We start from the raw sequence: 23516 nt of genomic DNA on the forward strand, positions 1-23516 counted from the left end.
ATGCGGGCATTGGTAACAGGGGCGGGGCGCCGGCTGGGGCGCGAGATGGCGTTGTATCTGGCGCGGCGCGGGCATGACGTGGCCGTCCACTACGCCGGCAGCCGGGATGACGCTGATGCCGTGGTGGCCGAGATCCGGGCAATGGGCCGCAAGGCCGCCGCCGTGCAGGCCGATCTGTTGATCGAGGCGCAGACCGAGGCTTTGGTGGGCCGTTGCGTGGACGCGCTGGGCGGGCCGCTGACAGTGCTGGTGAACAACGCGTCGATCTTTGAACATGACAGCTTCGAGTCCGCCACCCGCAGCAGCTGGGACCGCCATATCGAATCCAACCTGCGCGCACCTTTCGTGCTGATCCAGCAGTTTGCGGCGCAGGCGATGGACCCGGTGGCAGATGCGGCGGGTGAGCCTGTGGCGCAGGCGCTGGTGGTGAACATGGTGGATCAGCGCGTGTGGAAGCTGACGCCGGAATATGCCAGCTACACGGTGGCCAAGGCTGCACTTTGGGCGCTGACGCAGACCGCCGCGCAAGGGCTTGCCCCGCGTGTAAGGGTGAACGCGATCGGCCCCGGCCCGACGTTGCAAGGCGGCCGGCAAAGCGCCGAGGCCTTCGCCACCCAGCGCGCCGCAACCGTTCTGGGCCGTGGCGCGAACCCGGCGGATATCACCGCAGCACTTGGATTTTTCCTCGAATCCCCGGCTGTGACGGGGCAAATGATTGCGGTCGACGGGGGGCAACATCTGGCCTGGCAGACGCCGGATGTGATGAATGTCGAGTAAGCTGGACAGTCGGTTGTCAGGGGTGCTTGGCAAAGTTGTCCACTTCTGACGGTTTGGTTACCAAGCCGTTACAAAATCCCTAAGATTATCAGTGATTTGCCATGTGGATGAAAATCTTTCCTTTGTTTTCAATACGTTAAAAAACTGCCTATTTTTTAATCAACACAGGGAACCGGGCCAAAAACAAGGGAAAAACTGGGTTGGAAAAAACTTTCCCGCAGACTTATCCACAAAAAGAGTGGACAGCTTTCCCCTTGCTCTTGGCCTTTTGCCGTTGCAGCGAGGGACCAGAATCGATGCATCTCGGATAAAGTGTAAACCTCATGGCGGACGGCGTGCAGGACGACGTGGAAAACGGGCGGGAAACAGCGGCAGAAACGCCTGCCAAGGTGCCTTTGGGCCATGACGTGGTTCATGGCTATTTGCGCACGCTGGATTCTTCGCCCGGTGTGTACCGGATGCTCAACGCCAAGGCCGAAGTGCTTTATGTTGGCAAGGCGCGGAACCTGAAGGCGCGGGTGACGAATTACTCCCGCCCGTCGGCCCAGCATTCGGGCCGCATCGCGCGGATGATTTCGGAAACCGCGTCGATGATGTTCCTGACCACGCGGACAGAGACCGAGGCGCTGCTTCTGGAGCAGAACCTGATCAAGCAGCTGAAGCCGCGCTACAACGTGCTGCTGCGCGATGACAAAAGTTTCCCAAATATCCTGATCAGCAAGGAACATGGCTTTCCCGCGCTGAAAAAGCATCGGGGAAAAAAGACCGAAAAAGGCAGCTATTTTGGCCCCTTCGCCAGCGCGGGCGCGGTGAACCGCACCCTGAACCAGTTGCAGAAGGTGTTCCTGCTGCGGAACTGTTCAGATGCCATGTTCGAAAGCCGCACGCGGCCCTGCCTGATGCACCAGATCAGGCGCTGTTCAGCGCCCTGCGTGGCAAAGGTGACGCCCGAACAATATGCAGCGCAGGTATCCGACGCCGAGCGATTCCTTGAGGGCAAGACGACCGAGGTGCAGGCCCAGCTTGCCACCCAGATGACCGTGGCGTCCGAGGCGATGGAGTTTGAACGCGCCGCCGCCCTGCGCGACCGCATCCGCGCGCTGACACAGGTGCAGCAGGCGCAGGGGATCAACCCGCGCGGCGTGGCCGAGGCGGACGTGATCGCCCTGCATCTGGAGGGGGGGCAGGCCTGCGTGCAGGTCTTCTTCATCCGCGCGAACCAAAGCTGGGGCAACCGCGATTTCTATCCCCGCACCGGTTCAGGGGCTGAGGAGGCAGAGATTCTTGAGGCTTTTGTCACCCAGTTCTACGACGACAAGGATCCCCCCCGCCTGATCCTGCTGTCGCACCCGGTTGAGAATGAGGATCTGGTCGCCGCCGCCCTCGCCGAACGGGCGGGGCGCAAGGTGGAGCTTGCGGTTCCCCAACGTGGCGAAAAGGCCGAGCTGGTGGAAAACGCTGCGCGCAACGCGCGGGAATCGTTGGCCCGCCGCATGGCCGAAGGGGCGGCGCAGACCCGGCTTTTGGCGGGGCTGGCCGAGGCGTTTGATCTGGACGCGCCGCCGCGCCGGATCGAGATCTATGACAACGCGCATATTCAGGGGTCTGATGCCGTGGGTGGCATGGTCGTGGCCGGGGCGGACGGGTTCATCAAGGCGCAGTATCGCAAGTTCAATATCAAAGGCGCGGCTGGGGCGGCGGGCGATGACTTTGGCATGATGAAAGAGGTTCTGACCCGGCGGTTCGAGCGGCTGCTGAAAGACGATCCCGACCGCAAATCTGAAGCCTGGCCAGACCTGTTGCTGATCGATGGCGGCGCGGGTCAGGTATCTGCGGTAGGCGAGATCATGGCCGAACTGGGGGTGGACGACATCCCCTTCATCGGCGTGGCCAAAGGGATAGACCGCGACGCCGGGAAAGAGGAATTCCACCGCCCCGGCGAGCGACCCTTTGCCCTGCAACGCAATGACCCTGTGCTGTATTTCGTGCAGCGCCTGCGGGATGAGGCGCACCGCTGGGCAAACGGCGCGCACCGCGCCAAGCGCAGCAAGGCGATCAGCGCTACACCGCTGGACGATGTTCCCGGCGTGGGGGCCGCGCGTAAGCGCGCTTTGCTTGCGCATTTCGGCAGCGCAAAGGCCGTGTCGCGGGCGGGGCTATCGGATCTGATGGCGGTCGAGGGGATCAGCGCGGCGATGGCGCAGGCGATCCACGACTATTTCCACGACCGGTAGGGTGGGCTTGGGTTAATCCACCCCTTGGGTTCTACTCGGCTTCGTCGTCATCCGGGGCGGCGATGTCGCGCTGAACCTTTTCGTCGGAAAACAGGCGGCGGGTTTCATCTAGCCGGTCGAATGTCTCATCCGGGCGGAACCGCAGGTCGGGCGCGTATTTCAGCGTCATCTCTGCCCCCAGACGACGGCGCAGGGCGTACTTGTTCCGCGCCAGCGCAGTGATCGCCTCATCCACCGAAACAGTCCCCATAAGGGGCATCACATAGACGGTAGCGACCTTCAGGTCGGTGGACAGCGACACCTCACCAATGGTGATGGACATGCGGTTCAGGTCGGGGTCGTGGATTTCGGCCCGGTTCAACATATCCGACAGCGTGCGGCGGATCAGTTCCCCGACGCGAAGTTGCCGTTGTTTGGGGCCCGTGCCCGAAGATGTGCGCTTGTTCGACATGGCGCTTCACATAGGGCCTTTGCGTCTTGCCCGCAACGGCAGGCTTTCGCGGGCGTGTCGAAGCGGCTAAAGCGGCACAAAGCCGTGGAGGGACAGATGACCGATTTGCCGGGGATCGTGGTGACGGGCGCGTCGGGGCGCATGGGACAGATGCTGATCCGCATGATCACGGCATCTGACAAGGCGCGTCTGGTGGGCTGCGTGGAACGGACCGGGCACGCTTGGGTGGGGCGCGACGTGGGCGAAGCCATGGGCAGCGCGGCCCTGGGTGTGGCGGTGACGGATGACCCGCTGGAGGCTTTTGCCAAGGCACAGGCGGTGATCGACTTCACCTCGCCCGCCGCGACAGTGGAATTCGCCGCGCTGGCCGCACAGGCCCGCGCTGTGCATGTGATCGGCACCACCGGGCTGGAGGCCGCGCATCTGGCCAAGATCGACGCGGCCGCGCATCACGCGGTGATCGTGCGGGCAGGGAACATGAGCCTGGGGGTGAATCTGCTGGTGCGGCTGACGCAGAAGATTGCCGCCGCGCTGGATGAAGACTGGGATGTCGAAATCGTCGAGGCGCATCACCGCATGAAGGTGGATGCGCCTTCGGGCACTGCGTTGATGCTGGGGCAGGCGGCGGCCGAAGGGCGCGGTGTGGCGCTGGAAGAGGCGATGGATTCTGGCCGCCACGGGATCACCGGGGCGCGCAAGCGGGGCAGCATCGGCTTTGCCGCCGTGCGGGGTGGCGATATCGTAGGCGAACATGACGTGATCTTTGCCGCCGATGGCGAGCGGGTCATCCTGCGCCATGTGGCAACCGACCGCGCGATCTTTGCCCGGGGCGCGCTGCGCGCCGCGCTTTGGGGGCAAGGGCAGAAGCCCGGTCAATATGACATGATGGATGTGCTGGGCCTTTAACGCCCCGCCAACCATCACTTCGTCGTGAAGTTGACAGGCCACATGGATACGCTAAGCATCTGCTGGCCCAATTCAGCCGTATGACCAAGCACCCAAGGATCGGAGCTATCGTCATGTTGCCTCGTCTGTTCGCAGCCGCCCTTCTGTCTGTTGCCGCTCTGCCCGCCTTTGCCGAGAGTTTTTCGCGCATCAGCGACCGGTCCGCCTTTATGGAAACCGTGCAGGACAAGGAACTGCGCATGGGCATGTTCGGCATCTTCCTGAAGGTGGAGGAAGATGGCGAAATCCGGGGCCGCGCGCTGGGCTGGGATGTGACTGGCACCTGGGAATGGCAGGATGGCTATTTCTGCCGCGAGATGGATTGGTCCGGCTACCCCATCCCCAAGAACTGCCAATTGGTCGAAGCGAAGGGGGGCGAGGAAATCCGCTTCACCGTCGACAAAGGCGCAGGCGACTCGGCGTCGTTCAAACTGCGCTGACGCCGCGCGGCGATCAGAAGTCGATCGCCAGCCCCTTCTTTTCCCAATCGCCGTAACGCACCGGCTCCGGACCGTCGCGCCCGCCCAATTCCGGGGGAAGCGACTGCTTGCTTGCCTGCTTGCGGCGTTCTTCAGCCTCGGTGAGCGCGCGCAGGGCGGCGGGGGGCAAATCGCGGGGGGCGGTGTCATCCGTCATGGGAAGGGTTCCTTGTGCCGTTGTGTTGATATACGCCCGTTCGGCACAGGAACAAGGGTGGCGGCATGGCGGCAGAGGGTTTGGCGGCACGGACAGCGGCGGTGGGCCTGTTGGGCGCCGTGCTGGGCGAAGGTCGGCTGATGGCGCAGGTGGTGGCCGATCCGCAGGGGCCGCTGGCATCTCTGCCCCCGCAGGAACGCGCGCGGGCACAGCGGTTGGCGCTGGCGGTGCTGCGGCATATCGAACCGGCTGACCGCGTGCTTGATCCGCATCTGCGCAAGGCGCCGCCCCGGCTGGTGCGTGATGCGCTGCGGTTGGCGGTGGTGGAAATCGCCATGGGTGGTGCGGCGCATGGTGCCGTGAACGCGGCGGTGGAAATGGTGCGGCGCGGCAAGCGCACCGCGCCCTTTGCCGGGCTGGTCAATGCCGTGCTTCGTAAGATGCCCGAGTCCCCCTTTGCCGGGCTTCCCCCGCAGAAACTGCCCCGCTGGCTGCGCCAGCCGTTGGTGCATGCCTATGGTCGCGACACGGTCACGGCGATGGAGGCAGTGCAAGCCCTGCCGCCGCCGCTGGACCTAACCCTGCGTGAGGGGGCAGAGGCGCCGGAGGGCACGCCGCTGCCCACAGGCAACCTGCGGCTGGAGGAAAAGGGGCAGGTGTCGGCCCTTGCCGGATATGAGGCCGGTGGCTGGTGGGTGCAGGATGCTGCCGCCGCACTGGCCGTGCGCCTGCTTGCGCCGGGGGCCGGGGAACGGGTGCTGGATCTGTGCGCCGCGCCGGGGGGGAAAACCCTGCAGCTGGCTGCTGCCGGAGCAGATGTGACGGCATTGGATATGTCTGGCCCACGTCTGGCGCGGCTGCATGAAAACCTGACGCGCTGCAGTTTGCGGGCAAAGGTTGTGGTGGCAGATGCTCTGGTGTGGGAGCCGGAGGCAAAGTTCGATGCTGTTCTGCTGGATGCGCCTTGTTCCGCCACGGGAACGATCCGCCGCCATCCCGATTTGCCCTTCGTCAAGGATGGGTCTGACCTGCACGATCTGATTGCGTTGCAGGCGCAGATGCTGGATCGGGCCTTGGGCATGGTGAAACCGGGCGGTCGGCTGGTCTTTTGCACCTGCTCTTTGCTGCCGGAAGAGGGCGAGGCGCAGCTTGCCGCCGCTTTGGCCCGCCATCCCGGCCTGCGGGTGGAACGGATGGCCCTGCCGGGGGTTGAAGATGGCTGGTGGACGGCAGAGGGCGGCCTGCGCCTGCGGCCCGACTACTGGGCCGAGGCGGGGGGCATGGACGGATTCTTCATGGTGCGATTGCGCCTGTCCTGAACCAAAATCCTTCGAAGGATTTTGCAAATTTCTTCCAAGAAACTTGGCGCTTATTTCGGCGCGAACAGCCGATAATAGGCCCAATCAGGCAGGAACTGTGACAGGCGGAACAGCCAGGCAAAAGGCACCGGGAAACTGTTGGAAAAGTGGTCGGTGGTCATGTGTTCGAACATGACCTGCGCTGCCTGACCCGGTTCCATGATCTGGGGCATATTGAAATCGTTCTTGTCGGTCAGGCGTGTCTTGATGAAGCCGGGATTGCACAGCTGAACGTCAATCCCCGTGCCGCGCAGATCGCAATACATCGATTCCGCCAGCGACATCGTCCCCGCCTTTGACGCGCAATAGCCGATCGCCCCCGGCAGGCCGCGAAAGCCCGACAGTGATCCGGTGATCACGATATGGCCAGTGCCGCGCGCCACCATCTGCGGCATCACCGCGCCCATGACACGGGCGCAACCGGTCAGGTTGACGTTGCACATGGTCTCCACCGCGTCGGCATCCCACTCCTGCGCCTTGGTGGGCCAGTAAACGCCGGCGAGGAACACCACACCGTCCACCTCGCCAATCTGGGCTGCTGCCTTTCGGACGGATTCGGTGGATGCCACATCCACCGGCACGGGGATTGCCCGCCCCGGCAGTAGCGCAATCGCTTCGGCCAGCCGGTCGCCGGATCGGGCGGACAGCACCAGTTCGGCCCCGGCATTGGACAGGCGTTGAGCGAGAGCCAGACCCAGCCCCTCGGATGCGCCAACCAGCCAATAGCGTTTGCCGCGAAATTCTCTCATGTCAGATCCCTCATGCCGGAACCCGGCGAATGGTGGCGACCAGTTCCGCCACGGTGATGCCGAATTTGGTGAACTGGCTGCGGTTCATGATGGTTCCGTTTTCCATCAGATACATCCAGTCGGTCACGTTCAGCACGTGACCACCCGCCTCTTCATCCAGCTTGATGCGATAACGCAATTGCACGCCCGCCCCTTCGACCCGGCCTGTGCCGGGGCCGACAACATCATCCGCCTCGGCCCTGATCGACCCGTCATTTGACAGGAACAGTCGCCATTCCCGATCCTGCACGCGGCCGGAGTCATACTGGAACCGCTCCTTCAGAACGCCGGCATTGCCATCCCACACCCCCTCCATCTGTGCCACAAAGCGCGATGCGACGCGGCCGGTCGGGCCATAGATCACCCCTTCGCAGAGGATGGGGCCGGACAGGTGCGTGCGCAGATCAAAGCGCGGGCCACTTTGCGCCAGATCAGCGGGTTGCTGGGTACGAAAGCCGATGAAACGGGATTTCGCCACGATCAGCAGGATCGTCAGCCCAACGCCAAGAAGCAGCGACAGCAGGGGTGTCATGTCAGACCTCCGGAACCTTGGTGGCGGCCAAAAGCGCGATGGCCAGAACCTTCAGCGCGCAAGGAACCAGCGCGTAAAAGGCAGATAGGGCGAAGAGCGCCGAAGTCGTGTTTTCCACCCCCGGTGTGAACCCGGCCGCCTGCAGCGCAGGCAGAAGCGTGGCCGCAGCAAGGGCGAGCGAGAGTTTGGAGACAAAGGACCAAAGGCCAAAAGCTGCCCCCTCGCCGCCCTGCCCCAACTGGCCCAGACGGCGGGCAAAGAGCGCAGGCAGCAGCACCATATCCGCCCCCAGTGCAGCACCAGAGGCCGCGCAGATCACGGCAAAGGCCAGCGTATCCCCGGCACCAAGCGTCGCCGCCCAAAGGAAACTGGCAATCGCCAGCACCATACCGCAAAGCAGCGCGGGCTTTGCGCCAAAGCGCTGTGCCGCGCGCGACCAGATCGGGGTGGAAACAGCGGCCGACAGAAAGAACAGCAGCAGCAGCGGCCCCTCCATCCCAGCGGCGAGCAGGCGGCTTTCGACGAAGAAAAGGAACAGTGTCGATGTCACTGCCACGGGTGCCGCGTTCAGCAGCGCGATCAGCAGCAGGCGGCGCGTCAGTCCATCGGCCAGCGCCGGGCGAAAGGCGGCCAGCGGGTTGGCGATGGGGGCAGCAGTGCCTGACCACTGCCCGCGCATCGCCAGCGTTGCGGCGACCGCCAGCACTGCAAACAGCAGGGCAAAGGCGGCAAAGGGCTGATCCGTCAGCGAGGCGAGCGCCACCGGGGCCACGGCGGCCACGCAGACCCCCGCCAGCGATCCGCCTTCGCGCCAGCCTGCCAGCCGGATATGCCCGTTTTCGCCTAGCGTCGCGGCTTTGGCCACGCCTTCGGCATAGAAGGCGATGGTCAGAAACGAGAATGCCGAAAACAGCAGCGTCAGCGTCAGCGCGAACCACAACAACGGCGCAACGGGCGGCGACACGGCAAACAGCCCCAGCATGGCAATGGCCATAAGGCAGGCGGCAATCGCCACCAGAAGCCCGCGCTGCGCGCGCCCCACCTCGGCCAGCCAGCCAAGCAGCGGGTCTTGCACCACGTCAATCAGGCGCAGCAAGGCCAGCACACCGCCCAGCGCGGCAAGGCTGGTGCCATAGGTATCGACATAGAATTTCGGCGCATGGATATAAATGGGCAGGCCCGCCATCGCGATCAGCGCGGCAAACAGGCTCCACCCGGCCAACCCTGCCCGCGGCGCGACATCAGGCAGGGTGACGGTCATCGCGTCACTTCCTCGGGTGGTGGTGTCGGGCGGCTGCGGAACTTCACGCCCTTGAGTGCCAGTTTCAACGCCTGCCAGTGGATCAGCGCGAGCACGCGGCGGCTGCCAAAGGGGCGGCGGATCGCGGCGCGCAGGATTTCCCAATTGGTCAACGGCACACGCGGGCCGATCAGGTTGGTGAACAAGCCGCCATCCTTGGACGAGTAGTCGATCCAGATCCCGATCCGGTCCGCCCGGATATCAAAGCGGAAGGCGTAGCCGCCTTCGATGGGCTGAAAGGGTGAGACGTGAAAGATCTTCTTCGCGGTGATCGTGTCAGTCTTGCTGATCGGGCCAAGATCATCGCGGTGGCACAGATAGGAATGCCGGTCGCCATAGGTGTTCGACACTTCGGAAATGACGGTCCGCAGGTGGCCCATGTGATCATGGCACAGCCAGAAGCTGACGGGGTTGAACACATGCCCCATCACGCGGGGTTGGCCCAGCAGAAGGATACGGTCTGCCCCCGGCAGGCCATGTGCGGCCAGTACGTCGCGCACCCATGCGGTGCCACGGCCCTGCTTCGGCGGGCCGCCGAAATCGGCGTCATGGATCGCGGTCAGGTTCGCTTTGTTGCGCGAAAACAGCGACGGTCCCTTTGCGCGGTCGGGGTCGAGCAGAAGATAATCCACGGTATAGCGAAAGCTGTTCGCCACCACGCCCTTACGGCCGTGAAAGGTTTCGCCGCGGATCAGATCGACTTGCGTCATGCCGCCAATGCCCTTTGCCGTGCATCTGCGCGCATCGCCTCGACCACATCCACCGCCGAGGCGAAGCCGTCCTCATGGAACCCGTTGCGCATCCAGGCCCCGGCGAACCAGGTGTTCTGGGTGCCGTTGGTGGCACGGATTTTTCCCTGCGCATCCAGCGCCGCCAGATCATAGACCGGGTGATCAAAGGTCACCATGTCGTCGATCAGCGCCTCATTGATCCCGCCATTGGAATTGAGCGTCACGAAGATCGGGTCATCCTGCGGGATGGGTTGCAGCGAGTTCATCCAATAGGTCAGGTCAATCTTGGCCTTGGGCCCGGTCTCCGGCTCTACATACACCCAAGATGACCAGCATTTCCGGTTGCGCGGCATGACCGACGTGTCGCGGTGCAGGATTGCGTGATTGGGCTGATAGCGCACCGCACCCAGCGTTGCCTGCTCGGCCGGGGTCGCATCGGCCAGCAATGACAGGCTGACATCGGAGTGGGTGGCCATCACCACGTCATCAAACATTTCCCATTCGCCGCCATGGGCGCGGATCAAGACGCCGCCCGCCTCACGCTTGACGCCGGCCACCGCCGCACCCAAACGCAGATCCACCCCACGGCTGATTAGCGAGGATTGCAGGCGACGGACATATTCCACCGATCCGCCCTTGACCGTGTACCATTGATGCTGGCCTTCGAAATCCAGCAAGGCATGATTGTCAAAGAACCGCACCAGCGCATCGGCCGGGAAATCCAGAATCCCCATCGTGGGGGTGGACCAGATTGCCCCGGAAAACGGGGTGATGTAGTAGTCGCGGAACCAATCGCCCGTGCCCAGTGTCGCCAGCAGATCGCGGATCGTCATGCCCGGACGCACCACGCTGGCCGCGTTTTTGTTGAACCGCATGATATCGGTCAGCATCCCCAGAAAGCGGGGCGAGAACAGGTTCTTGCGCTGGGCAAAGATCACATCCAGCGAGGCCAGACCGTATTCCAGCCGCCCACCGGCGATGGATGCCCCGAAACTCATGCTGCTTTCGACGTAGGGCACATCCAGCTTGTCGAACATGCCTAGCAGGTTGGGATAGTTCACCTTGTTGAAAACGATGAACCCGGTATCGACCGGCTGGTCGCCATTCTTGCCCGCCACAACCGTGCGCGCGTGGCCGCCAAGTCGGCCCTCGGCTTCAAACAGCACGACGGAATGATCGTCAGCCAGAAGATGCGCGGCGGCCATGCCAGAGATGCCCCCCCCGATAACAGCGATACGACGGGGAACGGAACCAAGGGTTTCAAAAGGCATGAAAGGCGACACTCCTGCTGGTCTTTTGAGGTCATACGAAGCTGCGAAAGGTTTGGATCAAACTGTAAACTTTTCTGTACATTGGAAACTTGACATTCGCTTTACGCAGAACATTTCGCCTTGTGTGATCCATCCGACAGCATGTCACGTAAAAGTTCCATGATGTTCGATGTACGTTGGGCCGAAAAAATCGGATGCACCTTTTCTCGTGTCGCCATAAGCTACGCGGGAACATGGGGTTAGACGCCGGAAGGAAGGCTCTGCCGTGCAGGCGGATGAGGTTGAGACGGATTGGGCGGCACTGGTTATCCGGGTGCGCGATCATCAGGACAAGGCGGCTTTTGCCGCCCTGTTCCGGCACTTTGCCCCACGGGTGAAGGCCTTCCTGATGAAATCGGGCGCAGATGCCACGCTGGCCGAGGAATGCGCGCAGGATGTCATGGCAACGCTGTGGCAAAAAGCAGGGCTATTCGATCCGTCGCGGGCTTCGGTGGCGACCTGGGTCTTCACCATTGCCCGCAACAGACGGATCGACGCCCTGCGCAAATCGCGGCGGCCCGAACCGGAAGACCTGCCCTGGGGGCCGGAGCCTGAACCCGATCAGGCCGAGGTGCTGGAGGCGCAGCAAGATACCGACCGGCTGGGTGCCGCGCTTACCCAGTTGCCCGAAAAGCAGCGCGCGTTGATCGAACGGGCCTTTTATGGCGATCTTTCGCATAGCGAGATTGCCGCAGAAACGGGTCTACCGCTTGGAACGATCAAATCGCGCATTAGATTGGCGCTGGAGCGGTTGCGCCAGCAGATGAGTTGAGGCGAGACGGAAGATGACGATCAGGCACCACCTTTCGGACCAGCTGTTGATGTCCTATGCGGCAGGCGAACTTCCCGAGGCGTTCAATCTGGTCGTGGCAACGCATGTGTCGCTTTGCGACGAATGTCGTGCGCAGCTGGCCTCGTTCGAAGCGGTCGGTGGCGCGATGATCGAATCGGCCGAAACGGCGGCCATGTCCGATGCCAGCCTTGCCGCCTGCCTTGACCGGATCGATGGTCTGTCACAGGCCAATGCGCGCCGTCCGATGCGCGGTGCGGGCGTTTTTCCGGCACCGCTGGCGGATTATGTGGACGGCGGGCCAGAGCGTGTGAAATGGCGCAATGTCGGCATGGGTGTAAAACAGGCGATCATTCGCACGGGCAGGGATGCCTCGGCCCGGTTGCTTTATATCCCCGGCGGGCAGGCGGTGCCGGACCACGGCCACCGTGGGTTGGAATTGACGTTGGTGCTTCAGGGTGCCTTCCGCGACGACAGCGACCGTTTCGGTCCCGGCGATATCGAGATCGCGGATGAGGCGATGCAGCACACCCCCGTTGCGGAAGAAGGTCAGGTCTGCATATGCCTTGCCGCCACAGATGCACCCTTGCGGTTCAACAAGCTGATCCCGCGTCTGGCGCAGCCCTTCCTTGGAATGTGATTTTTAGGCTGTGACGCCTGTCAATCGCACAGACAGAAAATGCCCCTCGGCCCGGATGGGCTGATCCGACAGGATCAGGTCATGCCGCCCGAGGGCTTTTTCATTTACGCGCCCCGCACTCAGCGCAAACAGCGCCAGCAGATTACCAGCCGCAAATTGCACCGGGCCGTCTGTCACCCGTACCTCGGGCCGGGGCAGATGGCGCGCGGTCATCACGTTGAAATCGTCCGATGGACCCCGTGCTGTGCCTTGCGCCGAAAGCGCGATGTCGCCCGCAAAGGCCACCGGAACAAGCGGCCTGCAATCCAGCGCCACCCCATCGCCAACTAAGCGAAAGCCGGGGCCAGAGATGACGGTCAGGTTCCGTTCGATCCCCGGAAACAGGGAAAACGGCCCATCTTCGGCCACCGTCGCCATCGATAGACGCCACAGGATCGCCCCCTCTGCCTCAGCCCGGGCAAGCTCGACAGTCACGCCCTTGCCGTTCTTCCAAGGCTGGCGGGTGTAATCGGCCGGTGTCAGGTACTTCATGGCGTCGCGTGCGGCGCGATCAGGGGCGTGGGATCAGCGGCGATTTCCTCGAAATCGAAATTGTCCAGCCGCCGCGCCCTGCGCGTGGCCTTTTCGCTGCTGACCTTGATTTCCTCGATGTCCTTTGCGGCCTGCCCGAAATGCCGGTCCAGGTTTTCCACCCGCGCGCCCAGCCGTTCCACATCGCCATAAAGCAGCGCCAATTCCTTGCGGATCGCCCCTGCCTGTTCCCGCATCCGGGCATCCTTCAACACCGCGCGCATGGTGTTCAGCGTGGCCATGCAGGTGGTGGGCGACACGATCCAGACCTTCGCGGCAAAGCCTTCGCGCACCACATCGGGGAAATTCGCGTGCAATTCGGCATAAACCGCCTCAGAGGGTAGGAACATCAGCGCGCCATCCGCCGTTTCGCCCTCAAGAATGTACTTCTCTGCAATGGCGCGGATATGCGCCCGGACAGAGGCACGCATCATTCGCTGCGCCTCAAGCTGCTGCGCGGGTGTCTCGGCCCGGCGCAGGGCCTCATAGGCCTCAAGCGGGAACTTCGCGTCGATGACGATCGGTCCGGGCGGTTTTGGCAGGTGGACGAGGCAATCCGCCCGCCGCCCGTTGGAAAGCGTGGCCTGCATCGAATAGGCGTCCGGGGGCAGCGCCTTTTGCACGATGTCATTCAGCTGAATTTCGCCAAACGCACCACGCGTTTGCTTGTTCGACAGGATATCCTGCAATGACAGCACATTGCCCGACAGCTTTTCGATATTGGCCTGCGCCTTATCGATGGTTTCCAGCCGTTGCTGCAAATCGCCAAGGCTGCGCGCCGTGCGGGTGGATGTGCCATGCAGCGCTTCGGTCATCTGGCGCTGCACATCGGCCAGGCGCTGTTCCATCAGCTTCAGCATGGACGACTGGCCCACCGCCGCAGCCTCTGACACGTGATGCAACCCGCCCGCCAGCCGTTCCTGCCCGTCTGACAGCGATTGCACCCGGTTGGACATCCATTCCATCTGTCGCAGCATCGGTGCCGCCATCCGCGCCGCCCGTGCCGCCGCCCGCAGCGTCAGCAACAGGACGATCACCACCACCAGCGCCCCCGCTGCGATCAGGACCGGGGGATCGTTCCACGCATATTGGATGCCGCCAATGGTAATCATCGCCGACCAAACAGCCGTTCGATATCGGCCAGCTTCAGCTCCACATAGGTGGGCCGCCCGTGGTTGCACTGGCCGGAATGGGGCGTCGCTTCCATCTCGCGCAGAAGCGCATTCATCTCTTCGGCCCGCATCTGCCGGCCTGATCGCACCGATCCATGGCAGGCCATGCGCGACAGCACCGCCTCGATCCGCGCTTGCACAAGCTGGCTGTCGCCCAGATCGGCCAGTTCGTCCAGCACATCCCGGATCAGCGCTGCACCATTCACAGCACCCAGAATGGCCGGGGTCTCCCGAATGGCGATGGCCGATCCGCCAAAGGATTCGATGGAAAGCCCAATCCGCGACAGCGCCTCGGCGTGTTCCAGCAATCGCGCCGCATCGCCCGGCGACAGATCGACGATTTCCGGAATCAGCAGCGCCTGCGCCGTGATTCCGGTTTCCGCCATCTGCCGCTTCAGCCGTTCATAAACCAGCCGCTCATGCGCTGCGTGCTGATCAACGATCACGATCCCGGTTTCGGTTTGGGCGATGATGTAATTCTCATGCACTTGCGCGCGGGCCGCGCCCAGCGGGCGCTGGGTGGTCTCGGGTTCTGGGGCAGGTGCCTCGGCGCGCGCCGATGGTGCCTCGGCAAATCCGGGCTGGGGTAGGGGGGCCTGAAAGGCAAAGCTCTTTGCAAGGCTGCCCTGCGATGGGCGGTCCATCTGATAGATACGCGGCGCGGCCTGTTCCGGTCGAAGGGCGGCCAGCGTGGCATCGCCCACGGTGCTGCTGGCACGGTGGCCCGCGCCTGACAGCGCCGTGCGCAGCCCGGTGATCATCAACGCACGCACCGCCTCGGGTTCACGGAACCGGACCTCGGCCTTGGCGGGGTGCACGTTCACATCCACCCTTTCCGGATCGCAGGACACGGTAAGGACAGCGGCAGGGTGGCGGTCGCGGCTGAGGAAATCGAAATAGGCCGCCCGCAGCGCGCCGAACAGCATCCGGTCCAGCACCGGGCGGCCATTGACGAACACGAATTGCTGCACCGATGACCCGCGCGAATAGGTGGGCAGCGCCGCATAACCTGTCAGCCGCATCCCATCACGCTCTGCGTCGATCTTCAGCGCATTGTCGATGAACTCTGTCCCCAGAACCGAAGCCAGCCGCGCATGCAGCGCGTCAAAGAAATCGCCCGCCGTCGGATCGGCGCGGAACATCACCCGGCCCTCGCCCCCACCCGATACATCGCGCAGGGTAAAGCCAACGGTCGGCTCTGCCATGGCCAGACGGCGGATCACATCGGTGATGGCCTGCGCCTCGGCGCGGTCTGACCGCAGGAATTTCAACCGTGCGGGGGTGGCAAAGAACAGATCGCGCAGTTCCACCACCGTGCCCCGCGTCAGCGCGGCAGGTTTCACCCCCGCCATGCGCCCGCCCGCCACTGACAGGCTCGCCGCCTCATGCCCCTGCACGCGTGACGTGATAGTCAACCGCCCCACCGCGCCCAAGGATGGCAGTGCTTCGCCGCGAAAGCCAAAGCTGTGGATGTTCAGCAGATCGGACCCGTCGATCTTCGACGTGGCATGGCGCGACAGCGCCAGCGGCAAATCATCCGCCGTCATGCCGCAGCCATCATCGGTGACGCGGATCAGTGTCTTGCCTCCATCGGCATAGTCCACCGAAATCCGGCTGGCCCCCGCATCCAATGCGTTTTCCACCAGCTCTTTCACTGCCGAGGCGGGGCGTTCCACCACCTCGCCTGCGGCGATGCGGTTGATCGCCGACTCGTCCAGTTGGCGGATCATCGGGCGCCCGGCAGGGCCGGTTATCTTGGGGGCGGGTGCGTTCATGCACCCATATGTAGCAGGCGCAAAGGGTCAGGGCCACAGATTCGGCGCGCACCGGCGGTGCCGCGCAAATCTTTCATGGAAAGATTTGCCCTTACGCCGCCTGGGCGGCGTGAAAAATCTCCATGGAGATTTTTCCCCACTTCGGGAAAAGTTTTCCTTGAAAACTTTTCCACCGGGCAGGGCTACTCGCTTCCCGAAACACCCGTGGGTTGCCCCACGATGACAAAGCGCAGATCATCAGCGCGGAACAGGGATGCCGCTACGCGCTTCACATCCGCCAAAGTCACTGCATTGACCTTGTCATTGCGGGTCTTGGGGTAATCGGCGGGCAGGCCGATCAACTGCATGTTTACCATGATCGATGCAAGCGGCCCGTTGCCATCAAACCGCAACGGATAGGCCCCGGTCAGATAGGTTTTCGTGGCTTCAAGCTCTGCCTCGGTGATCCCATCGGCGGCGATGCGCGCCCATTCCGCACGGATTACCTCCACCGCCTCGGCGACCTTTTCGTTCGCAACGGCAGTCTGACCCATCACCAGTTCGGAATTGTCATACCCAACCAGCGATGTGCCGATGCCATAGGTCAGCCCGCGCTTTTCCCGAACCTCGGTCATCAGCCGGGCCGAGAAACGGCCACCGCCCAGAATTTCGTTCAGGATCGTCGCGGCAAAGAAATCGGGATCATCACGCTTGATGCCGGAATGGCCGAACATCACAACCGATTGCGGGCCGGGGAAATCCTGCACGGTGACGCCCCCGGTCAGCGCGGGCGTCACGCGCCCCGGCAGGGCTGCCCCGGATTCGGGCAGATCGCCCAGCAATTCGTCCAGCAACAGGCCAAGCTCCTGCGCCGAGATATCACCCGCCGCGGCCACGAATACCCGGTCGCGCGTCAGTGTGGCCTTGTGCGCCGCAATCAGATCATCGCGCGTCAGTCCGGGCACCGTGTCGAGCTGCCCGTCACCATCTTCGGCATAGGGATGGCCCGGAAAGGCCTGTGCGCGGAACAGTTGGCTTGCGATGCTGTCGGGGTCTTTCTCATCCGACCGCAGCCCTGCCAGCACCTGCCCGCGCACCCGTTCCACGGCATCCGCATCAAAGCGCGGGGTGGTGATCGCCTGCCGCAAAAGATCAATCGCCTGATCACGGTTCTCGGTCAGGAACTGCGCCGACACTGCCACCGTGTCGATATCCGATGAAAAGCCGAAAGACGCCGCCAGCCCATCCCGCGCGGCGGCAAAGGCCTGCGCGTCCATGTCGCCGGACCCTTCCTCGATCAGCGCCGTCATCAGGTTGACCGCGCCTTCCTTGCCCGCCGGATCAAGGCTGGATCCACCGCGAAAGCGAATCTCCAGCGCGGTGAAGGGGATGTTGTCCTCTTCCACCAGCCAGGCGGTGATGCCACCGGGTGAGGTGACGGTCTGTATCTCAATCGCCGCCCGTGCAGGCACGGCAAACAGCATCAGCGCCAGCGCGGCGGGGATCAGGCGGATCAGTGGGATCATTGGGCGGCCTCTTCGCGCAGCAGGTAGCCTGTCACGGCCTTGCGTTTGTCCAGAACAAGTTTGGCGGCGGCAACCACGTCTTCGGGCGTGACCGCATCCAGAACATCGGGCCAGGATTTCACATCCTCGACCGACAGGCCGTTGGCCAGCCCTTCGCCATAGCGGCGGGCAAGGCCGTTCGCATCGTCGCGGGCATAGATGTCGGCTGCGCGGATCTGGGTCTTGATCCGGGCAAAGGCATCGGCATCGGGGCCCTTGGCGATGAAATCGGCAATCGCCGCATCCATCGCGGCCTCGGCCTCTTCCAGCGGGGTGTCGGGCGTGGGCACAACGACAAGGCTGAAAGTCGTGTCGTCAACAGTCGACCCGTCATAGAACGCGGCGGCATAAACCGCCTTCTGCTGATCGAATTGCAGCGCGCGGGCCAGCACCGATGTGGTGCCATTGCCACCCAGCAATTCCGCCAGAATCGTCAACGCGGCAGCGGTGGATTGGTCGCCCGGGTCGCGCTCCGGGGCAAGGTAACTGCGCGAGATATAGGGTTCCGACACGCGCGGATCGGACATGGCGATGCGGCGTTCGGCCAGTTGCGGCGGTTCTGCCACGCGCAGGCGCGGCTTGATATCGGGCGAGGCGGGGATGGGGCCGTAATGCGTTTCGGCCATGGCGCGCACCTGATCGGGCGTCACGTCGCCTGCCACCACCAGCACGGCGTTGTTGGGCGCATAATGCGTCTTGTAGTGGTCGATGGCGTCCTGCTGCGTCAGGCCCTCCATCTCGTGCCGCCAGCCGATGATCGGCAGGCCGTAAGGATGGTTCAGGAACTGTGCCGCGCGCATCTGTTCGCCAAGCAGCGCGCCGGGGCTGGAATCGGTGCGCTGGCTGCGCTCTTCCAGAATGACCTGAAGCTCGGTTTCCACCTCATTGGCGGCCAGTTGCAGATCAGTCATCCGGTCGGCTTCCAGCTTCATCATCAGATCAAGCCGGTCTGCCGCCACGCGTTGGAAGTACGCGGTGTAGTCCCAACTGGTAAAGGCGTTGTCGCTGCCACCCTGTGCTTCGACGATGTCAGAGAACTCGCCGGGTGCCAGCTCATCGGTGCCCTTGAACATCAGATGCTCCAGAAAGTGCGCGATGCCCGATTTGCCGCGCGGTTCATCTGCGGAACCGACCTTGTACCAGACCATCTGCACCACCACTGGGGCACGGTTGTCTTCGATGACAACCACCTGAAGCCCGTTGTCGAGGGTGAAGGCCGTCACATCTTCGGCGGCCCACAGGGGGGCTGCCGTCAAAAGCAAACCCGTCAGGGCAAGGCCCGGCATTCTTGGCATCATTTCCTCCGGATGGCCCGCATTGGGCAAGCCCGTCACTCAGACCCGTTACTCGGGCCCGTCACGGGGCAAGGTGCGTCGGGCAGGCGGCGGGTTCAACCCGCCCCTACGCGCTTGTTACTCGTCTTCACCGGGTTGTGGTGGCGGGGCCGAAGGCGTGGCCACACCGGCACGGCGCCAGCGCCACAATTCGGCCTGCTGATCCAGCGTCATGTCGGCATAGGCTTTGTAGTACACGTTCACGTTGAACACGCGTTCCAGAAGCCTGCCATTGTTATCGCGCCGGAATTCAAGGTCTTCGGCGGCCAGCGTCTGCCGGATTCCCGATGTCACCCCATAGCGCGCAGCATAGGAATAAAGCCCGGAATGGGCGCTGTTCACACCTTCGCGCGATCCGATATTGCCGCCCAATGCCGCCACGGCCTCGGCCTGCGGGTCGCGGTCGGTGCGGTTTGCACCCCCCGGCGTGGGTTCGGGCAGCGCGGCCAGATCCTGCGGCAATTCAAGCGGCTTTGGCGGGATGATCCCGAACTCATCCGGCCCTGATGACGTGGAGCGCACATTCATCAGCGACGGCACCCCATCGCCATTGCCGCATGCTGCAAGCGTCAGCACCATCGCTGCTGCGATGGCGGGGAAACGCCGTTTTGCTTGCATGCCTGCCTCCGTCATCCGTCTTGCCCCCGTCTTAGCGCATGTCTTGCCGCGCGTCACGAGGTCTTTCCCTTGCCCTTGCCACCAGCCGCTTTGCCGCCCGGTTTCGGTGTGTCCTTGCCGCCTGTGAACAGGATCAACCCGAAAGCCCCGGCAAAGATCGAGATATCTGCCACATTGAACGCATAGGGATTCTCGATCCCGCAACAAGACATGTTCAGGAAATCCGCCACCGCGCCATACACGATCCGGTCAATCACATTGCCCAGTGCGCCCCCGATCAGCAGACCGGCGGAAATCTGCGCCCAGCGGCCCGCGCCTTCGCGCTTGATCCAGATCCAGACCCAGGCCGAAATCGCCAGCGCCACCACGATCAGCAGCCACCGCGCGAATTCGGCCTGATTGCTGAACAGGCCGAAGTTTATGCCCGTATTCCACGCCATGCGAAAGGTCAGGAAGGGGGGCAGCACCTCGATCACGCCGCGTTCGATCAGGTTCATGCCCTGCACCACGATCAGTTTCGTGGCCTGATCCAGCACAAAGATGATGGCGGCAGTGATGATCGCGATGCGCATGGACGTGCCCCGTGACTGTCAGACTTCAGTGTCGGAAATGGCGCATGCCGGTGAAGATCATCGCCAGCCCGGCCGCATCGGCGGCGGCGATCACGTCATCATCCCGCATGGACCCGCCTGGTTGGATAATGGCCGTGGCCCCCGCCTCGGCTGCGGCCAGCAGGCCATCGGCAAAAGGAAAGAACGCGTCCGACGCCACAACCGACCCATGGGTCAGCGGCTGGGAAAGACCCAGCGCCTCGGCCATGTCCTGCGATTTGCGGGCGGCGATGCGGGTGCTGTCGATCCGGCTCATCTGGCCGGCGCCCACGCCCACGGTGGCACCATCTTTCACATAGATGATGGCGTTGGATTTCACATGCTTGGCCACTTTCCACGCAAACAGCAGATCGGCCAGTTCGGCATCGGTCGGCGCGCGCTTGGTGACAACCTTCAGATCGGCAGGCCGGATGATCCCGGCATCGCGGTCCTGCACCAGAAATCCACCCGCAACCTGCTTGAACGCGGTCGCCTTGGCGCGCGGGTCAGGCAGGGCGGCGGTGGTCAGCAGGCGCAGGTTCTTTTTGGCAGCAAAGATTGCGCGGGCCTCGTCACTTGCCCCCGGCGCGATGACGACTTCGGTGAAGATTTCGGTGATCTTTTCCGCCGTCGCCGCATCCAGCGGCTGGTTCAGCGCGACGATCCCGCCAAAGGCAGAGGTGCGGTCGCAATCATAGGCGCGGGCATAAGCCTCGGCCAGGGTTGCGCCTTGCGCGACGCCGCAAGGGTTGGCGTGCTTGATGATCGCCACCGCTGCGCCGTCGGCGGGCGCGAATTCAGCCACCAGTTCAAAGGCCGCGTCGGTATCGTTGATGTTGTTGTAGGATAGTTCCTTGCCCTGCCACTGCTTTGCCGTCGCCACGCCTTCGCGTTTGGACCCATCCACGTAAAACGCCGCGCCTTGATGCGGGTTCTCCCCGTAGCGCAGCCCCTGCGCCAGCTTTCCGGCAAAGCTGCGATAGCGCGGCGCGGTCTCTCCAATCTCACCCGCCAGCCAATTGGATACAGCAGCATCATAGGCGGCAGTGCGCGAATAGGCGGTCAGCGCCATCTTCTGCCGGAAGGCCATAGTCGTGGCCCCATCATGCGCGGCCAGCTGATCCAGCAGCGGCTGGTAATCGGCAGGGTCTGTCAGCACGGTGACGAAACGGTGGTTCTTGGATGCTGCGCGGATCATGGCCGGACCGCCGATATCGATATTCTCGATGCAGGTGGCGTGATCAGCCCCCTTTGCGACCGTTTCCTCGAAGGGATAAAGGTTCACGATCAGCAGGTCGATCGGTTCGATCCCATGCGCGGCCATGGCCAGCAGATGTTCGTCATCATCCCGCAGCGCCAGCAGCGCGCCGTGGACGTTCGGGTGCAGCGTCTTGACCCGGCCATCCATCATTTCCGGAAAGCCCGTCACGTCCGACACATCCCGCACCACCAGCCCCGCTGTGCGCAGCATCCCCGACGTGCCCCCGGTGGAAATCAATTCCACCCCCCGCGCCGCCAGCGCACGCGCCAGATCAAGCAGGCCGGATTTGTCAGACACGGAAATCAGCGCGCGGCCGATGGGAACAAGGTTGGTCATGGGCAGAACCCCCCGGGGTAACGGATACGGTCAGTCCGGAACCGACAATTCCTCGCGGTCCAGATCGCGGATGGCCAGCGGAGTATCCTGTGCCTTGGCCAAGGTCCAGCCGATCCGGGTTTCAAAGCTGCCCGCAGGCGCCGAAAGGACGATCTGTTTTGTCGCACGTGGCTGCAAACGCCCTTTTTCCAGATAAACCGATGGATCAAGCGTCAGTTTTGCAATCCCGTCATGGCGGAATACCCAGATTTCCCCCGATTTCAGCGCCATGGAAACGGCGTTCCCGCCCATGTCCAGCGCCACGTCGACATCCGGGTGCAGATGAAAGCGGATCGCAAAGCCGACGCCTTCGGGGCTTTGCGCCAGGATCGCCGCCACACGCTTGCGGTCGCCCGGGCTGCGCGCCTCCAGCAGATCGGTCCCGGTCAGGCGGCGGCCCTGCGTATCCAGCGTCAGGATGCGGGCATGGGTCAGGCCGTGGCTGCCCTGCCAGCCGCCATGCGCCAGCGACAGGTGATGACCACTGCCATCCTGCGCCAGTTGCAGCGCTGTCACGGGCGCGCGGGTGGCGAACTCTGCCCCGCCCTTGCCCAGCCGCGATGACGATGATCCGTCCAGCGACAGCGTTGAATGCGATGCCGTGGCCCGCCCGGCCAATTGCCAATCTTCGCCAAAGGGCAGGCCTGACCCGCTGCTCACGATCAGCTGGCGGCGGCCCGATGTCATCTCGAACGCCAAGGTCGAAGCGTGCGCCTCACCCCCAGCCTTTCCGTCAGGTGGTGCTGCGGCATCGACGATCACCGTCGTTCGCCCGGATGCCAACCGCACATAGCCCATCGACGGAAGCCCAGCCCCGCTGCCGCCACGCACGCCTGATGCGGCCAGCGCCGCATCCAGCCGCCCCTCGATCCCGCGCCCGCCCCCGTGAAACCGCGCCAGCCCCCCGTCGGCATGGCGCAGCGCCCGCAGCGTGGGCGCGATCCGGCCGATGGCATTCGTCACTTCGGCAGGCACTGCCCGGTCCGATTCGGCCAATGCCTGCGCCGCCCAGTTCAGCAGGGTGAACACTTCCAGCAGATCCTCGGGGTTGCGGGTGGGGATGCCGCCCCCGGCATCCACCTCGCGCTGGCAATCGCGCGCCAACGCGGCGATGGCGGCCCCCACCAGCCCGGCCTTCCCCTCCAGCGCCAAGGCGGCCACGATCAGCCCGGTCAATGCCTCGAACCTTGGCAGTCCCGGCGCGGCGCGGGTCCATCGCCGGGCAAGGTAATGAGTCTGCACCGTCAGCGCGCGGAAATAGGCATCCGTCTGCGACTTGTCGCTGCCTTGCAGGATGAGCATCGCGTGATTAACCCAGCGGATCAGCCGCCGCCCGGTCAGATCGGGCGTCCAGCCCGGCCCTTGCCCCCTGCCAAAGCGCGCGATCCAGTCATAGGTCCAGTCCCGCGCCCGTTTGCGCGCCGCGCTGTCGCCAAAGGCAGCAAGATCATCAAGCCAGACAAATCCATGCGCCTCGGCCGCAAAGGCCGGATCGGGGGCGGTGACATCCCACAGCGCCACGCCGGGGGCCTGTACCAGCTTGCCTGCAAACAGGAAATTGCCCGCCACGATCTGCCGGCCCCGCGCGAACAACCCGATGGATCGCGGCTCTGGCTGCGACCGAAAGGCCAGCGCGGGCCGCGCGAACCCGGCCCGCCACACGGCAAGGCGGTTGCCAAATGACCCTGTCGGTCTGTCACTCGTGATGACGGCCATGCCTCGCCCGTATCCTGCTGCCCGGTCTGGGGATGTCCGGCTGTTGTCCGGATCTTGGGCTTCAGTCTA

General features: G+C 63.7%; 23 protein-coding genes. 7 read left to right on the forward strand and 16 right to left on the reverse strand.

Going from position 1 to position 23516, the window contains the following annotated elements; genetic code table 11:
* Together RSE12_02385 and uvrC are read left to right on the forward strand one after the other, a co-directional pair.
* The gene (locus RSE12_02385) at positions 1–777 is read left to right on the forward strand and encodes an SDR family oxidoreductase (GenBank protein WRH63200.1); all 777 of its coding nucleotides are present in this window, start codon (positions 1–3) and stop codon (positions 775–777) included.
* A 323-nt stretch (positions 778–1100) separates the two neighbouring features.
* Positions 1101–3011, forward strand: a complete 1911-nt coding sequence (gene uvrC / locus RSE12_02390; protein ID WRH63201.1) for an excinuclease ABC subunit UvrC — start codon at positions 1101–1103, stop codon at positions 3009–3011.
* A 31-nt stretch (positions 3012–3042) separates the two neighbouring features.
* On the opposite strand, the gene rbfA is transcribed toward uvrC, so the two are convergent.
* Positions 3043–3462, reverse strand: a complete 420-nt coding sequence (gene rbfA / locus RSE12_02395) for a 30S ribosome-binding factor RbfA (protein WRH63202.1) — start codon at positions 3460–3462, stop codon at positions 3043–3045.
* A 96-nt stretch (positions 3463–3558) separates the two neighbouring features.
* Here rbfA and dapB point away from each other — a divergent pair, with 96 nt between their 5' ends.
* Positions 3559–4368, forward strand: a complete 810-nt coding sequence (gene dapB, locus RSE12_02400) for a 4-hydroxy-tetrahydrodipicolinate reductase (protein WRH63203.1) — start codon at positions 3559–3561, stop codon at positions 4366–4368.
* A gap of 113 nt (positions 4369–4481) precedes the next feature.
* Entirely contained in the window at positions 4482–4847 is a 366-nt protein-coding gene (locus RSE12_02405) for a dihydrodipicolinate reductase (protein ID WRH63204.1), read from the forward strand.
* A 13-nt stretch (positions 4848–4860) separates the two neighbouring features.
* Here the strand turns inward: RSE12_02405 and RSE12_02410 are convergent, their stop codons facing one another.
* Positions 4861–5043: a DUF1674 domain-containing protein gene (locus RSE12_02410; protein WRH63205.1), complete on the reverse strand. Its 183-nt coding sequence runs from the start codon at positions 5041–5043 to the stop codon at positions 4861–4863.
* Positions 5044–5108: 65 nt separating this feature from the next.
* Here RSE12_02410 and RSE12_02415 point away from each other — a divergent pair, with 65 nt between their 5' ends.
* Positions 5109–6362, forward strand: a complete 1254-nt coding sequence (locus tag RSE12_02415; protein ID WRH63206.1) for a transcription antitermination factor NusB — start codon at positions 5109–5111, stop codon at positions 6360–6362.
* Positions 6363–6412: 50 nt separating this feature from the next.
* On the opposite strand, the gene RSE12_02420 is transcribed toward RSE12_02415, so the two are convergent.
* From RSE12_02420 to RSE12_02440, 5 genes are read right to left on the reverse strand one after another with little or no spacing between them, the layout of a single operon-like run.
* Positions 6413–7150: an SDR family NAD(P)-dependent oxidoreductase gene (locus RSE12_02420; GenBank protein ID WRH63207.1), complete on the reverse strand. Its 738-nt coding sequence runs from the start codon at positions 7148–7150 to the stop codon at positions 6413–6415.
* Between the two features lie 10 nt (positions 7151–7160).
* On the reverse strand, positions 7161–7721 hold the full coding sequence (locus RSE12_02425; protein WRH63208.1) for a DUF3833 domain-containing protein: 561 nt from the start codon (positions 7719–7721) through the stop codon (positions 7161–7163).
* A 1-nt stretch (position 7722) separates the two neighbouring features.
* Positions 7723–8982 carry an MFS transporter gene (locus RSE12_02430; GenBank protein WRH63209.1) on the reverse strand — a complete coding sequence of 420 codons (1260 nt, stop codon included), beginning with the start codon at positions 8980–8982 and terminating at the stop codon, positions 7723–7725.
* Complete coding sequence (locus tag RSE12_02435) at positions 8979–9731, reverse strand: DUF1365 domain-containing protein (protein WRH63210.1); 753 nt, start codon at positions 9729–9731, stop codon at positions 8979–8981. The genes RSE12_02430 and RSE12_02435 overlap by 4 nt, the downstream gene beginning before the upstream one ends.
* Entirely contained in the window at positions 9728–11023 is a 1296-nt protein-coding gene (locus tag RSE12_02440) for an FAD-dependent oxidoreductase (protein WRH63211.1), read from the reverse strand. Before RSE12_02440 ends, RSE12_02435 begins: the two co-directional genes overlap by 4 nt.
* Positions 11024–11288: 265 nt before the next feature.
* On the opposite strand from RSE12_02440, the gene RSE12_02445 reads away from it, so the two are divergent.
* Both RSE12_02445 and RSE12_02450 read left to right on the forward strand, forming a co-directional pair.
* Positions 11289–11834 (forward strand): sigma-70 family RNA polymerase sigma factor, encoded by a 546-nt coding sequence (locus tag RSE12_02445; GenBank protein ID WRH63212.1) that lies wholly within the window; start codon positions 11289–11291, stop codon positions 11832–11834.
* Positions 11835–11847: 13 nt separating this feature from the next.
* Positions 11848–12492, forward strand: coding sequence for a ChrR family anti-sigma-E factor (locus RSE12_02450; GenBank protein ID WRH63213.1), 645 nt, complete (start codon positions 11848–11850; stop codon positions 12490–12492).
* 3 nt (positions 12493–12495) lie between these two features.
* Here the strand turns inward: RSE12_02450 and RSE12_02455 are convergent, their stop codons facing one another.
* The 9 genes from RSE12_02455 to RSE12_02495 form a co-directional block, all read right to left on the reverse strand.
* The gene (locus tag RSE12_02455) at positions 12496–13023 is read right to left on the reverse strand and encodes a HutD family protein (GenBank protein WRH63214.1); all 528 of its coding nucleotides are present in this window, start codon (positions 13021–13023) and stop codon (positions 12496–12498) included.
* On the reverse strand, positions 13020–14174 hold the full coding sequence (locus tag RSE12_02460) for a DNA recombination protein RmuC (protein ID WRH63215.1): 1155 nt from the start codon (positions 14172–14174) through the stop codon (positions 13020–13022). Before RSE12_02460 ends, RSE12_02455 begins: the two co-directional genes overlap by 4 nt.
* Positions 14171–16009, reverse strand: coding sequence for a DNA mismatch repair endonuclease MutL (gene mutL, locus RSE12_02465; GenBank protein WRH63216.1), 1839 nt, complete (start codon positions 16007–16009; stop codon positions 14171–14173). Before mutL ends, RSE12_02460 begins: the two co-directional genes overlap by 4 nt.
* A gap of 182 nt (positions 16010–16191) precedes the next feature.
* Entirely contained in the window at positions 16192–17514 is a 1323-nt protein-coding gene (locus tag RSE12_02470) for a pitrilysin family protein (protein WRH63217.1), read from the reverse strand.
* The gene (locus RSE12_02475; protein ID WRH63218.1) at positions 17511–18851 is read right to left on the reverse strand and encodes a pitrilysin family protein; all 1341 of its coding nucleotides are present in this window, start codon (positions 18849–18851) and stop codon (positions 17511–17513) included. The genes RSE12_02470 and RSE12_02475 overlap by 4 nt, the downstream gene beginning before the upstream one ends.
* A gap of 114 nt (positions 18852–18965) precedes the next feature.
* Entirely contained in the window at positions 18966–19505 is a 540-nt protein-coding gene (locus tag RSE12_02480) for a DUF3035 domain-containing protein (GenBank protein WRH63219.1), read from the reverse strand.
* Positions 19506–19558: 53 nt separating this feature from the next.
* Positions 19559–20077 (reverse strand): signal peptidase II, encoded by a 519-nt coding sequence (lspA, locus tag RSE12_02485; protein ID WRH63220.1) that lies wholly within the window; start codon positions 20075–20077, stop codon positions 19559–19561.
* A gap of 25 nt (positions 20078–20102) precedes the next feature.
* Positions 20103–21692 (reverse strand): bifunctional phosphoribosylaminoimidazolecarboxamide formyltransferase/IMP cyclohydrolase, encoded by a 1590-nt coding sequence (gene purH, locus RSE12_02490; GenBank protein ID WRH63221.1) that lies wholly within the window; start codon positions 21690–21692, stop codon positions 20103–20105.
* A 30-nt stretch (positions 21693–21722) separates the two neighbouring features.
* The gene (locus tag RSE12_02495; GenBank protein ID WRH63222.1) at positions 21723–23447 is read right to left on the reverse strand and encodes a heparinase II/III family protein; all 1725 of its coding nucleotides are present in this window, start codon (positions 23445–23447) and stop codon (positions 21723–21725) included.
* Positions 23448–23516 lie beyond the last annotated feature (69 nt).

Origin of the sequence: Fuscovulum sp., from assembly GCA_035192965.1 — a bacterium.
Lineage (GTDB): Bacteria > Pseudomonadota > Alphaproteobacteria > Rhodobacterales > Rhodobacteraceae > Paragemmobacter.